This window comes from Paludisphaera mucosa, assembly GCF_029589435.1.
GTDB classification, from domain to species: Bacteria; Planctomycetota; Planctomycetia; order Isosphaerales; family Isosphaeraceae; genus Paludisphaera; species Paludisphaera mucosa.
This window is the reverse complement of record NZ_JARRAG010000002.1, coordinates 3,614,352-3,627,463: the sequence shown is the minus strand read 5'-3', so window position 1 is coordinate 3,627,463 and position 13,112 is coordinate 3,614,352. Positions and strand designations below refer to the sequence as shown.

The following is a 13,112-nucleotide window of genomic DNA, read 5'->3' as shown; positions in this document are numbered from 1 at the left end:
GCGGATCGCGGGGACGCGCCCGGGCGACTTAAGAGCGGAAGCCGAAGGGCGATCGATGTTCTACTGGATCTACGACATCCCGACGGCGTCGCTAGCCTTCCTCGGCTCCGAGTTCTTCGTCGCCTTCACCTGGACGGGGACGCTGCTGGTGCGGCCGTCCCTGCGGATCTTTGTGAGGCGGCAGCCGAATGACAACGACCCGGTCGGCTACATCCTGTCGTGCTATTGCGTCTTCTACGGCCTGCTCCCGGGCCTGATCGCAGTCGCGGCCCATCAGAACTTCTCGGACTCCGACCGGGCCGTGACCGAGGAGGCCGCGGCCATGAACGGCCTCACCGCGACGTCTCGAACTATTCCGAGCCCGACCGGACGGAACTCCAGGGGGTCCTCCGCGAGTACGCGAGGTTCGTCATCGAGGAGGCCTGGCCGCTCCAGCGCGAGAGCCTGACCACCGAGAAGGGGGGCGAGCGGCCGGCGGCCGTCCTGACCCGCCTGGCGGCCCACGAGCCCAAGACCAAGCGGCAGGAGCGGCTCCACGCCGAGTCCCTCAGGGCGTTCAACGAGCTGAGCAAGCCGCGCCGAATGCGGGTGTTCAGAGTCTCGACCGGCATCCCGGCGATCATGTGGTACGTCGTGATGATCGGCGCGTTCATGAACATCATGATCGTCCGGCTGTTCGACATGAAGCTGATCGCCCACCTCTTCCTCGGCGGCCTGCTCTCGTTCTGCATCATGTCTTTCACCGCGAGAAGCTGCTGACCTCGTTGTGGGCCGGCGACGGCTTCATCGACTTCCAGGCGAAGGTCCCGGGCGAGGGCCGGGTCGTTCTCAACGCCGAGGGGCCGGCCGACCTGGTCGAGCTGGGCGACGAGGAGATCAGCTGCGAGGGCAAGTGCGCGCTCGCCCGGACGGCCGACGTCGACCACAAGGTCAAGCGCGCCCGGCTCGCGGGTCGGCGCGTACACCTCGGGCGAAAGCTCGCTCCGCGCCTTCCGCGGCCCCGGCAGCGTCCTGCTCTGCACGACCCCCTACTGGCGCAACCGGATGGTCAAGGAGATGGCGATCTGACGAGCGACCCCACGCGGGTCATCACTCCGCCGCCAGGGGCGATTCCAGCAGCCGTAAGGTCCCCGCGTTCGTGTCGATCTCGGCGGGGACGCCGCAGGGGAGCACGGCGTTGTGGGGGATGTGGCCGAGCGGGAACTCGGTGAGCACCGGGAACCCCTTGTCGGCGAGATAGTCGTGGAAGACGGCCTTCAGCTCGTCCTCGTCGGCCCCGTCGAACGTGCCCAGGACGACCCCGGCGAGGCCGTCGAGCAGGCCGGCGAGCCGGAGCTGGCTGAGCATCCGGTCGACCCGGTAGGCGGCCTCGTGCGTGTCCTCGAGGAAGAGGATCCGGCCCTTCGTCTCGATCTGGTAGGGCGTGCCGACCGTCGCGGCGATCAGCGACAGGTTGCCGCCCGTGAGCCGGCCGGTCGCCCTGCCGGCGGTCAGGACGTCGGGCCGCTCGGTCGGCTCGGGGACCGGGATCGTCAGGGCGACGGCGGGGTCGTCGGCGTATCTGCCGGTGCGCAGGAGCCGCCACAAGAGGTCCGAGGCGTACTTGTGCTCGCCGTCCTCGTTCTCCAGCGACGCCAGCGGCATGGGGCCGTGGAAGCTCACCAGACGGCACTTCGCGCCGATCGCCAGGTGGAGCGCCGTCAGGTCGGAGAAGCCCACCACGATCTTGGGATTCTTCCTGAGCGCCTCGTAGTCGATCCGATCGAGGATCCGGGTCAGCCCGTAGCCGCCCCGGCAGGCGAACACGGCGCGGGCGTGGGGGTCGCGGAAGGCCTCGTTCAGCTCGGCCGACCGCTCCTCGTCCGTGCCGTCGAGGTACAGATAGCGTCGCTCGATGTTCTCGGGGACCACGACCTTGAAGCCCTTCGCCTCGAACAGCGCCTGGCAACGCCGGACGGCCTCAAGCTCGACCGGCCCGGCGGGGGCGACGAACCGGATGACGTCGCCGGCGCGGAGCGGGCGGGGCTTGATCCACTCCTCGGCGTGCGAGGCCGAGCCGGGGAGGACGCACGCGAGAACGAGGAGGGTCGAGGCGAGGCGGGTGCGTGGCATGGGGTCTGGTCGCCCGGTGGTGGATCGTCGATGGAATGCCGGATGAAGTCGGGGCGAGATCCGGCGGCTCGATGGCCCGTCGTCCCCTCATCCGGCCCTTCGGGCCACCTTCCCCCGCGAGGGGGGAAGGCCGTCATGAGCGAGGACGGTCAGACCGTTCCACGCAGGCGTTCGAGCAGGTTGGCGGTGATCTTCTGGACCCTGGGGTCGACGCCCTTGGGCCTGGTGTAGACGTCGGGCATGACGAATCCGGGGGGGCTCGAAAGGCCGGTGGCCCACCAGATGGTCGAGGCGTTGAAGACGAAGTTGTCCTTCGGGCCGGGGTAGATGGTGGCCGTGTACACCCCCTCGCCGCGCGGGCTGGTGGTCGGGCCGCTGGCGACGACTTCGAGGCCGGGGATGTCCCAGGGCTCGCCGTGCCATTCCCAGCCGACGAGGCCGCCGATCGCGTCGCCCGCCTTCATGCCCGAGCCGGCGAACAGCCAGTGGTCGGGCTTGCGGCAGATCCAGTCGCCGCCGCCGGTGACGGGATACGTGCTCTGCGCGCCCATCAGGGTGGCCTCGTTGGGGCCGTTCTTCTTGAAGAGGCCCTCCTCGGGGAAGCCCTTCTCCAGCTCCTCCTTGCGGGGGGAGCCGAACCGGCCGACGCGCTCGATGATCCGGCCCGGCCGGCCGTCGCTCGACGGGTGGACGTCGACGACCCCGCAGATGCTGTTGCCCGACAGGAAGGCCAGGTTGAGGCCGTCGTCGCGGGCCTTCTTCATGTTCTCGAACATCTCCAGCGACCAGTACTCGTCGTGGCCGATGGAGATCCAGCCCTTCGCGCGGCGCAGGCCCGCGGGGTCGAGGTGGGTGTCGATGTTCGAGATGTACGTCACGTCGTAGCCCTGCTCCTCCATCCAGAAGGACAGGGGGAACTCCCAGAGGAGCCACTCGCCCGAGCCGACGGAGAGGGGGACGTCGAAGATCTGGCAGTACTTGCCGTAGGGGCGGTCGAAGCTCGTCTGGACGTCGGGGCCCCAGTACCAGTTCTTCTTGCCGTCGTCGTAGAGGGCGAATTGCGAGGGCCATCGGTTGTAGGCGTTCCAGGTGTTGTCGGAGACCTGGAAGAGGTAGTCGGCCTTGCGGTCGTCGCGCACGACGAAGACGACGTAGCTCTCCAGCCCCTCGCGCTCGGCCTTGAGCTTGCCGAGGTAGACGCCGCTGACCCAGTCGTCGGGGATCTTGACCGAGACGCAGGGCTCCCACAGGCACTCGCGGAGCCGCATCGGGCCGATCTCGGGGTCGGGCTGGACCCGGCCGGGGAACGAGCCCAGCTTCTCGACCAGCCGCGCCCCGCAGCCCTGGTAGAAGCCCATGCGGTACAGCTCGATCGTGAACCGCGAGGCCGGGTTCGTGCTGACGTGGAACGAGATCGTCTCGCCCGGGCGGACGCTGGCCTGCGAGGCGTAGCCCTCGATCCCCGGGCTGCGGTAGTTCGTCTTGGGATCGACGCGCACATTGGTGTTGATCCAGTCGCGGGTCCCCGTCCGCCGGTTCTCGGCGCGGATCCGGTCCGGGTCGGCGGGGGTCGCCGCCCGCGCCGGGGCGAGCCCGGAGGCCAGGCCCGCGGCCGTCGTGGTCTTCATCCAGTCGCGTCGATTCAAGCCGGGAGTTCGTGCCATCGTGGGACGCTCCGAAGGGGTCGTCGCGCCCGCCGCCGGGCGCCGCCCCATCACTATGGCGGCGTCCGGGCCCCGGCCGCAACCCCGGGCCGGTGCCGGTCCCGCGCCGTTGGGTCGTTTGCGTTGTTGTCTGGATGCAACATTGCATTTTGTTTTCTTTGGCACGAAATCGCTTTTGTGTTCGGGAATCGGCGGTTCGACCGCGCGTTCGGTGCAGATCCGGCGAGCCTCGTCTGGCCGCGCGAAGCGTCCGCATGAAATGGGTGGAAAACGACCAGCGAAGGGTGCTAGATTGCGGGGGCCCGACAGGCTCGATCCACCTCGTCCAGGGTCGTCCCCGAATCGCGCCGCGACGCCGCCGTGCCCCCTCCGCAGCCGCCGCGTCCCCCATCCATCATCCGAATCGACATCAACAGCAACGGGAATCGCCATATGTTCGTCGATCGCACCAGAGATCCGCACCGTCGGCCGGGCGCCCCGAAGGGCCCCGCCCGGGCCCCCGCGACGAGGCGACGCCGCGACTGGCGTCCGGAGCGAGAACTGCTGGAGGATCGCGTGGCGCCCGCCTCGGGGGCCTGGTCGGCGGCCGTCGCGACCGGCCCGACGCCGCCGTCCGAGGTCTCGACCGCCTCGAACCCGACGCCGACGCCCCTGGGGCTGCAGTATGCGGCGTCGGAGACGTTCGGGGCCCAGGATCCGGCCTACGCCCTGGCCGCGTCGGGGGCGGGCTACGCGCTGGCGAACCCGACGAACTCGTACACGGGCTACGTCGACGCGGGCGGCCTGCACGTCTCCGGCGGGGGCGACGACTGGTCGCTGGGCCTGGTCGGGGTCGGCTACGGCGGGGCGGCCGCGGGCCTGGGCGCCGCCGCGGCGACGGCGACGGCGGCGAACCGGGTCGAGTACGACTACGGCGACGTCTCGCAGTGGTTCGTGAACGGCCCGCTCGGGCTGCAGCAGGGCTTCACGCTCGACGCGCGGCCGGACGGCTCGGGGGCCGGCGCCCCGCTGACGATCGACCTGGCGCTCGGGGGCGGCCTCGTCGCGACCGCCGACCCGTCCGGGACGAGCGTCACTCTGGCGCGGCCCGACGGCTCGGCCTCGCTGGTCTACGGCGGCCTGATCGCCTACGACGCCGCGGGCGCGGCGGTTCCCGCGCACCTGTCGGTGACGTCGACGGCGGCCGGCGGCCAGGAGCTGTCGATCGTCGTCGACGACGCCGCCGCGCAATATCCCCTGACCGTCGACCCCTACATCCAGGTGGCCAAGTTCACCAGCTCGACCAACGGGCTGGCGCAGTATTTCGGCACCTCGGTGTCGATCACTTCCTCCGGGAATTTGGCCGCGGTCGGCGCCATGAGCTCGGCGATCTCGTCGATCCGCGGGGCCGTGTACATCTTCAGCAACAACGGCACCTTGTGGAGCCAGTCGGCCCGGCTGACCTCCAGCGACGGCGTGGTCGGCGACGAGTTCGGCGACGCGGTGGCCCTCAGCGCCGACGGTTCCACCCTGGCGGTCGGCGCACGCAGCGTCACGGTCGCCGGCAAGGCGACGCAGGGCGCGACCTACATCTTCACCCGCAACGGGACGACCTGGACCCAGGTCCAGAAGTTCACGCCGGCCGACGGCGCCGCCGGCGACCAGTTCGGTTACTCGACTTCGATCAGCGCCAACGGCTCGATCATCGCGGTCGGGTCGCCCCTCGCCGACGTCGGCGGCGTGGCCGACCAGGGGGCGGTGTACGTACTCGTCAAGTCCGGGGCGACCTGGACGCAGGCCACGAAGCTGGCCGCGGCCGACGCCACGGCCAACGCCCAGTTCGGCTACTCGACGGTCGTCAGCGGCAGCGGGCTCATGGTCGCGGGCGGCGCGCCGTTCACGACGGTGGGCGCCAACGGCCAGCAAGGCGCGGTCTACGCGTTCTTCCAGGGCTCCCTGACGAAACTGACCGCCGCCGACGGCGCCGCCAACGACGGCTTCGGCTCGTCGCTGGCGACCAGCGACGACGGGTCGTTCCTCATCGCCGGCGCCTCCTTCGCCGACGTCGGAGGCCGCGTCGACCAGGGGGCGGCCTACGTCTTCCTGCGGTCGTGGACGACCTGGACGCAGTCGGCCAAGCTGACGAGCGCCGCCGGCGCGGCGGGCGATCGCTTCGGCTACGCCGTCGCGATCGCCGCCAACGGCTACAAGGCGGCCGTCTCGGCCCCGTTCGAATCGGTCGGGGCCAACCTCCGCCAGGGCGCCGTCTACGTCTTCGACCGCTCGGCCGGGGCGGCCTGGAACCAGGCGGCCCGGCTGACGGCGTCCGACGGGGTCGCGAACGACCTGCTGGGGCAGGCCGTCGCCGTCACCCCCACGACCGTCATCGCCGGCGCCCCGACGGTCACGCTCGACCAGGCCAACCCCCTCCAGGGGGCGGCGTACTTCTACGCCCAGCCCATCCCGCTGGCCGTGACCGCCAACCCGATCAACCAGTTCGCGACGGTCGGCGTGCCGGTCACCTTCACCGCCGAGTCGGCGGGCCCCGGGAACCGCACCGTGCAGTGGCAGGTGAGCACGAACGGGACGACCTGGACGAACATCGCCGGCGAGACGCTCCCCTGGCTCACGCTGACCCCGACCCTGGCCGATTCGGGCGAGCGCTATCGCGCCGTCTTCTCCGACTCGTCCGGCACCGCGACGACCACGGCCGGCCTGCTCACGGTCTCGAAGGCGAACACGCTGCTGAAGGTGTCGACGAGCGTGAACCCCCGCGGGATCGGCGACCCCTTGGCGATCACCGTCGACGTCGCCTCGGCCGTCGCCGGCCTGGGCACGCCCAACGGCGGCACGGTCTTCCTGAACATCGGGGCGGTCAACCTGACCACCGTTCTGGTCAACGGCCACGCCGTCTTCAGCAACATCGCCGCGCTCGCCCTGGGCACCTACACCGTGACGGCGACCTACGACGGGACGAACGACCCCACCTTCGGCACGTCCCAGGGGACCGCCTCCCAGGTGGTCGTCCGCGCCACGTCGGTGCTGACCGGCGTCGTCCCCACGCAGCCGGCGACCGTGGGCGACGCGGTGACGATCGCGGCCGTGCTCACGCCGCCGGCCGGCGTCACCGACCTGGTCGGCGGCGTGGTGATCCTGGACAACGGCAACCCGATCGCCTTCCCGCAGCTCGTCACCTCGAACGGCACGACGCTGGCCACGATCACGACGACGGGCTTCGCGGCCGGGACGCATCGGTTCCAGTTCGTCTTCCTGGGCAACCCCCAGATCTACGCCGCCTCGACCGGGGTCTACACGCTCCAGGTCAACGCCGCCGGCTTCACCGGCGCAGCCCCGACGTCTCACACGGCGCCGGGCGGGTCCGCGTCGCCGGGCGTCGGGTCGACCTCGACCGGGGCGACCACCCAAGACCTCGGCTTCAATCTCCTCGGCGGGCCCTTGACGGTGACGGTCGGCGTGCCGGTCACGCTCACCTCCGCCGCGAACAACGTGGTGGCGCGCAGCGTGCAGTGGCAGGCCAGCTTCGACGGCGTTTCGTGGGTGAACATCGTCGACGCCAACAGCCTGTGGTACACGTTCACGCCGACGCTCGCCCAGTCAGGCCTGCAGCTCCGCACCGTCTTCTCGGACCTCGTGGGCAGTTATGAGGCGACCACCCCCACCATCCTCACGGTGGCCAAGGCGGCTACGGCGCTGAAGGTCTCGACGAGCGCGAACCCCCGCGGCATCGGCGACCCCCTGGCGATCACCGTCGAGGCCTCCTCGGCCGTCGCCGGCCTGGGCACGCCCAACGGCGGCACGGTCTTCATCAACGTCGGGTCGGTCAACTTCAGCGGCACGCTGGTCAACGGCCTGGCCGTCTTCGGCGGCATCCCCGCCCTGGGCGTCGGCACCTACACCGTGACGGCGACCTACGACGGGACGAACGACCCCACCTTCGGCACGTCCCAGGCGACGGCCTCGCAGGTGGTGGTCCGCGCCACGGCGGTGCTGACCGGCGTCGTCCCCACGCAGCCGGCGACCGTGGGCGACGCCATCACGATCTCGGCCGTGCTCACGGTTCCGCCCGGGGTCACGGACCTCGTCGGAGGGGTGGTGATCCTGGACAACGGCATCCCGGTCGCCTTCCCGCAGCTGTTCAACTCCAACGGCACGATCCTGGCCACGATCACGTCTACGGGCTTCGCCGTCGGGACGCATCGGTTCCAGTTCGTCTTCCTGGGCAACCCCCAGATCTTCGCCGCCTCGACCGGGGTGTATACGCTCCAGGTCAACTCCCCGGCGGGCCTCGCCTCGGCTTCCACGTCCACCGCCGGAGCGACGACGTCGACCTTCGCGACCGCCTCGGCGACGACCGCGGCTTCCAGGACGGCGAGCCCCGACGCCCTGGCGATCGTCGGCGCGTTCGACACGGTCGCGACCGGCAAGAAGTCGCGGGCGTCCTCGGCCCTGGGCTTCTGGGGCCGGGGCATGCGTTGATCGCGATGCCGGGCCAAAACCTCAGGCCCCCGCACCGCCTCGCCGGTGCGGGGGCTTTCTTGTTTCGAATCGCGGCGCGGGGCCTCAGGGCGTCGTCCGGGCGGCCGATCGGACCGGCTCCGGGGCGTCGGCGCCGAACCCGAGGGCGATCAGCTCGTCGATGATGCGGCCGTAGTAGGCGGGGACGTAGAGAGCCTCGGTCTCGTCCTTCGCGTGGTTGAGCCAGTTCATCTGCCGCAGGTGGTCGAGCGGCCACGACGGCAGGGGCTTGCCGAAGGCCCGCGCCGACTCGGCCGGGACGAGGCCGTCGTTCGCGCCTTCCATCTCGCGGAGCGCCTCGTAGAGCCGCCGCAGGGGCCAGGCGACGTCGGCCTCGGCCGGCTCGCCGGCGATGCTGAAGCAGGGCAGGTCGTCGATCAGGCCGTATTTGCGACCGAACCGCCGCGAGGCCTGGCGGGTGACGTCGAGGAACCCCCGATAGTCGATCCCCATGGCGTTCAGAAGCCGGTAGATCCGGCCCACCCTGAGCTTGGCGAAGTCGGCGATGATCGAGCCCAGGTGGGGCGTGCCGATCGTCGTCAGGCTCAGGATGCGGTCGCGCCAGCCGGGTTCGGCGAGGAGCCGGCGGGCGTCGAGCCCGCCCATGCTGTGGCCGATGACGTGGACCGGCTCGTCGGGGAAATAGGTGTCGATGCGATATCCCAGCCGCTGGGCCCGGAAGTCGATCGACGCGATCGGGTGCACCCGGGTCGTCAAGACCCGGTTCCCGGCCTCGCGGAACACCTGCGGGATGCCCCGGAAGTACGAGGTCAGGGTCAGCGGACCGAGGCCGATCCGCGAGAACCCGAAGAGCCCGTGGGCCAGGATGATGGGAGCTTTGAGCCGCCCGATCATGGGAGGTTTCGTCTCGATGCGCCTCGCGGCCGGGCTGGGGTGTCGTCTCAATGAGGCAAGCGGCGCCGCTCGCTGTACCGCTACGCGTGGCTGCCTAGATATTCTAAGGCATGAATCTTGAGGTGAAGGCGAAGAATCCACGCTCGTCATTCGGGGCGTCCGTATTGCGCGGGTTGCGAGGGTTGCATGCGACTCGGCGGACTGTGAGGAGGCGAGTTGCGAAGCCGGGGCCGCGGGTGACGTTTCCGGCTGTCGCGGCGCGGGCGTCCTGCGGGATTCTTGGGAAATCGGGATTGCGCGGGGGGCGGGCCGTACATTCAGGGGTGAAGACGATCGGGACGGGCTTCGGGAGGCGACGCCGGTGGGACGCATGACGGGAGACGCCGGGTCGATCGCCCGCCTGCTGGGCTGGGGGACCGCCGCGGGGGAGGACGACGGCCGCCTGCTTGAGAGGTTCCTCGCGGAGGGCGACGAATCGGCCTTCGCGGCGCTCGTCGAGCGGCACGGGCCGATGGTGCTGGGCGTCTGCCGGCGGATCCTCCGCGACGACCGCGACGTGGAAGACGCCTTCCAGGCGACCTTCCTCGTCCTGGTCCGCCGCGCGGGGACGATCCGCCGTCGCGAACGGGTCGGGCCCTGGATCCACGGCGTCGCCCATCGGGTGGCCGCCCGGGCGCGGGCGGTCTCGGCCCGGCGGTTCATCCGCGAGGGGGCCGGCCTCGACGCCGAGCCGCCGACCGACGCGCCACCGTTCCGCGAGGCCGAGCGATCCGAACTCCGGTCGATCCTCGACGAGGAGCTGGGCCGGCTCCCCGACCGGCTTCGCGGCCCGCTGATCCTCTGCCACCTGGAAGGCCTGACGCACGACGAGGCCGCCGCCCGTCTGCGGCAGCCCGTCGGCACGATCCGCAGCCGGCTCTCGCGGGGCCGCAACCGCCTCCGCGACCGCCTCGCCCGCCGGGGCGTCGCGGCCGACGACGCGGCCCTGGGCTCGATCGTCCTCGCCTCTCCCGTCTCGCCGGCGCTCCTGGAGAGCACCGTCCACTCGGCCCTCGCGTTCGGAACGTCCCCCGTCGCCGCCCTCGCCCTCGCCTCCGCGGGGGCCGCGGCCCTAGCCCAAGGAGCCCTCGACGCCATGATCCTCACGAAAGCAAAGCTCGCCGCCGTCACCCTGGGGACGATTCTCACCCTGGGAGGTGCCACCGGATACGCGCTCCAGCAAGGCGCCGTCGGGAAGGGGGAGTCCTCGGATCCGAAAGCGAAGGAGTCCGCACCCCCGAAACCCGACCAGATCCGCTTGAGGAGGGATTCGATTGCGACGGCTCAGGTGTCGATCCAGCGGCTGGTTGAGGAGCGGGATCGATTGAACGCCGAGATCGAGGAGCAGGCCCAGGCGATCGCACTCCACCGAAGTCTTCTCGACCACGCGACCGGCGCGAGGAAGCCGGCCACCGTCCCGAAAGCCGAGGCGTCGCCGCCGCCGGACATCCCGCTCAACGACAAGGATCGCCTACGCTCGGCCGGGCCGGGGCTCGACGAGCGAAGGCTGGATGTCCAGCGGCTGGAGCCCGAGGCGAAGAGCGTGCAGCTTCGGCTCGAGCTGGCCAGGTCGGAGTATCAGGCCGCTCTCGACGTCCAATCTGGAACGCTGGAAACGGGGCTGAACCTCGAGGAGTCGTCGAACGGAGCCGGGGGATCGATCAAACCGCGTAAGCAAGAGGCGACGAACCCGGGCCCGGTCCCACCGGTCGTCGACGCCCCGAAGACAGCCCAGGCCGTTGCGGCCGGATCGTTCGTTCCGCCCGCGGGGAACTCGCAAGCTAAGTCGAAATCCCCCACGAAGCTGCCGCCTTTCCTCGTGATGCCCGATTTCGTGATCGTCCCTTCCTCGAACGGTCATGTCCTGACCGGTTACAGCACCAAAATCGGAGTTGCGAAGACCCTGAGGATCGTGCCGGAGGGCGAGGCGGACGTGAAGGTCGTCCCCATCGCGGGTCACAGTCTGGCTGCCTTGCATATCACCGGACCGGCGGTCAAGCGGATTGCGGCGTTCAGCTCGTCGGACGGCGAGTGGCACAGCCAGGATTTGCTGGAGCCCACCGAGAAGGCGACCCCGGTGATCGGCCCGGGCGCGGCCGCTTACAAGATCGGCCGGCGCGTCTACGCCTTCAGCGCGACGGCCAACCGCTGGGACGTCCTCGAATGGCCCGAGGGCGACGACGAACCATCTCCGCCCGACGAGGACTCCGTCGCGGGCGTGGGAGGGTTCGGCTCAGCGCCTCAAAAGTTCCCTGCGATGAGTCCCGAGTCGATCACCTGTAAGACCAAACACCAACTCCACATCTTCAGCGTCAAGACCGGGCGATGGACTTCGATCAAGCTCGATGAACCGGAAAACCTGGAACCGATCCCGGCCCCTTGAAACGGTCCACGGGAATCAGCCCGCCCGGGCGATCAGCTCGCGATACAGTCCGACGTACCGATCCACCACCGCCCGCAGCGAGAACTCGGCCTCGACGCGGGCGAGGGCGTTCCGGCCCAGGCGGCGGGCCTCGTCGGGATTTTCGAGCAGGGTCAGCAGGGCGCCGGACCAGGCTTCGGGGGTCGCCTCGGGGACGAGGACGCCCGTCGCGCCGGGGGCGATGAGGTCGGTGTTGCCGCCGACGCCCGAGACGACGCAGGGGAGGGCGGTGGCCATCGCTTCGAGGAGCGAGTTGCTCATCCCCTCGGCCACGCTGGGGAGGACGAACAGGTCGGCGGCGCGGAGGTGCTCGGCCGGGCTCGGGACGGCGCCGACGAACTGGACGCGATCCGCGAGGCCGAGGGATGCGGCCAGCGCCGTGAGAGCCTCGCGATCGCTGCCGGGGCCGACGAGGATCAGGTTCGCGGGCGACCTGCGGGCGACCTCCACCCAGGCGTTCAGGAGGAGCGGCAGGTTCTTCTGCGGATGCAGACGGCCGGTGAAGACGGCCCGCGGCCGGGGGAGCAGGTCGGCCTCGACGAGGCTCGGGCCGGGATGGAAGACGTCGGTGTCGACGCCGCTGGCGGTCCGGGTCAGCCGCCCGGGCGGGACGCCGAGCGCGAGCCATTCCCGGGCGATGTCGTCGGAGATCGCCGCGAAGTGCGTGTTGCGGAGGATCGCGCGACGGAGCAGGGGGGCGCCTCGGGTGCGCAATAGCTCCTGGGCCTCGCCGTAGTAGCCCGAGCTGGCCGGCTGCACGAGCGTCGGGAGCCCGCTAAGGCCGGGCCGGGCCGCGCCGGCGGCGACGGCCTCCCAGAGCGCCTGGTGGGTGTGGATCACGTCCAGCTCGCCGCGGAGCCGACGCAGGGCGCGGACGAGGCCCGAGACGAACGAGACGGCGAAGAGCGGGCCGCGGTCCCACGTGCGGATCCAGCGGTGGATCTGGACGCCGCGATGGTCCTCGTCGGGGATCGGGTAGCCGGGGACGGCCCGCGTGATGACGCGGACCGAATGCCCCCGGCGCACGAGTTCAAGCCCCTGCGCCAGCGCCTGGCGCTCGGCGCCGCTGGCGAACGGGTGGAAGTAGCTGACGACCAGGCCGATGCGGAGGGGGCGATCGGGCCTCGCGGCGCGGTCAGTCGCCGGCCGGTTCGTGGACGTTCTTCAGGTCCTGGAAATGAGGGTAATGCGAGAGGATCTCGAGGGCCTTCCGGGCGTGAGCGGTCCGGACGTAGATGCCGTGGCCCGACTCGAACGGCAGGCCGCCGAAGACGCCGCCGGCCTGGGTCGCGTCGCTCCGGGCCGGGATGCCGTCGCCGTCCAGGAGGCTGACGACCAGGGCCGCCTCCATCTCGTTGGCGACGTCGCAGAGGCGGACCTCGTCGATCTCGTATTCGTCGCTCATCGGATCGATTCTCCCTGTCTCGAACGCGGCCGACGCCCGCCCGCGGGGGAAGGCGTCGGCCGGCGGCGTGATGATGGGCGGGACGGCGTCCCGTCCCGGG

At 70.7% G+C, this 13,112-nt stretch carries 8 protein-coding genes and 1 pseudogene; 3 read left to right on the top strand and 6 right to left on the bottom strand.

Annotated features, from left to right (window positions below):
• Nucleotides 1-55: 55 nt before the first annotated feature.
• Nucleotides 56-759, top strand: a pseudogene (locus tag PZE19_RS23710) (bestrophin-like domain).
• Here the strand turns inward: PZE19_RS23710 and PZE19_RS23705 are convergent.
• The 3 genes from PZE19_RS23705 to PZE19_RS23695 form a co-directional block, all read right to left on the bottom strand.
• On the bottom strand, nucleotides 740-892 hold the full coding sequence (locus tag PZE19_RS23705) for a hypothetical protein (protein ID WP_277863078.1): 153 nt from the start codon (nucleotides 890-892) through the stop codon (nucleotides 740-742). The pseudogene PZE19_RS23710 and the gene PZE19_RS23705 overlap by 20 nt on opposite strands.
• 197 nt (nucleotides 893-1,089) lie before the next feature.
• A complete protein-coding gene (locus PZE19_RS23700) occupies nucleotides 1,090-2,112 on the bottom strand; it encodes a S66 peptidase family protein (protein WP_277863077.1) in 1,023 nt (340 codons plus the stop codon).
• Between the two features lie 149 nt (nucleotides 2,113-2,261).
• Nucleotides 2,262-3,740, bottom strand: a complete 1,479-nt coding sequence (locus PZE19_RS23695; RefSeq protein ID WP_277863076.1) for a N,N-dimethylformamidase beta subunit family domain-containing protein — start codon at nucleotides 3,738-3,740, stop codon at nucleotides 2,262-2,264.
• Between the two features lie 591 nt (nucleotides 3,741-4,331).
• On the opposite strand from PZE19_RS23695, the gene PZE19_RS23690 reads away from it, so the two are divergent.
• Nucleotides 4,332-8,252, top strand: a complete 3,921-nt coding sequence (locus PZE19_RS23690) for a beta strand repeat-containing protein (protein WP_277863075.1) — start codon at nucleotides 4,332-4,334, stop codon at nucleotides 8,250-8,252.
• A gap of 84 nt (nucleotides 8,253-8,336) precedes the next feature.
• Here the strand turns inward: PZE19_RS23690 and PZE19_RS23685 are convergent, their stop codons facing one another.
• A complete protein-coding gene (locus PZE19_RS23685; RefSeq protein WP_277863074.1) occupies nucleotides 8,337-9,146 on the bottom strand; it encodes an esterase/lipase family protein in 810 nt (269 codons plus the stop codon).
• Nucleotides 9,147-9,516: 370 nt separating this feature from the next.
• Here PZE19_RS23685 and PZE19_RS23680 point away from each other — a divergent pair, with 370 nt between their 5' ends.
• Nucleotides 9,517-11,568 (top strand): RNA polymerase sigma factor, encoded by a 2,052-nt coding sequence (locus PZE19_RS23680; RefSeq protein ID WP_277864386.1) that lies wholly within the window; start codon nucleotides 9,517-9,519, stop codon nucleotides 11,566-11,568.
• A gap of 15 nt (nucleotides 11,569-11,583) precedes the next feature.
• On the opposite strand, the gene PZE19_RS23675 is transcribed toward PZE19_RS23680, so the two are convergent.
• Nucleotides 11,584-12,705 (bottom strand): glycosyltransferase family 4 protein, encoded by a 1,122-nt coding sequence (locus PZE19_RS23675; RefSeq protein ID WP_277864385.1) that lies wholly within the window; start codon nucleotides 12,703-12,705, stop codon nucleotides 11,584-11,586.
• Nucleotides 12,706-12,742: 37 nt separating this feature from the next.
• Nucleotides 12,743-13,012 (bottom strand): hypothetical protein, encoded by a 270-nt coding sequence (locus tag PZE19_RS23670; protein ID WP_277863073.1) that lies wholly within the window; start codon nucleotides 13,010-13,012, stop codon nucleotides 12,743-12,745.
• Nucleotides 13,013-13,112: the final 100 nt, after the last annotated feature.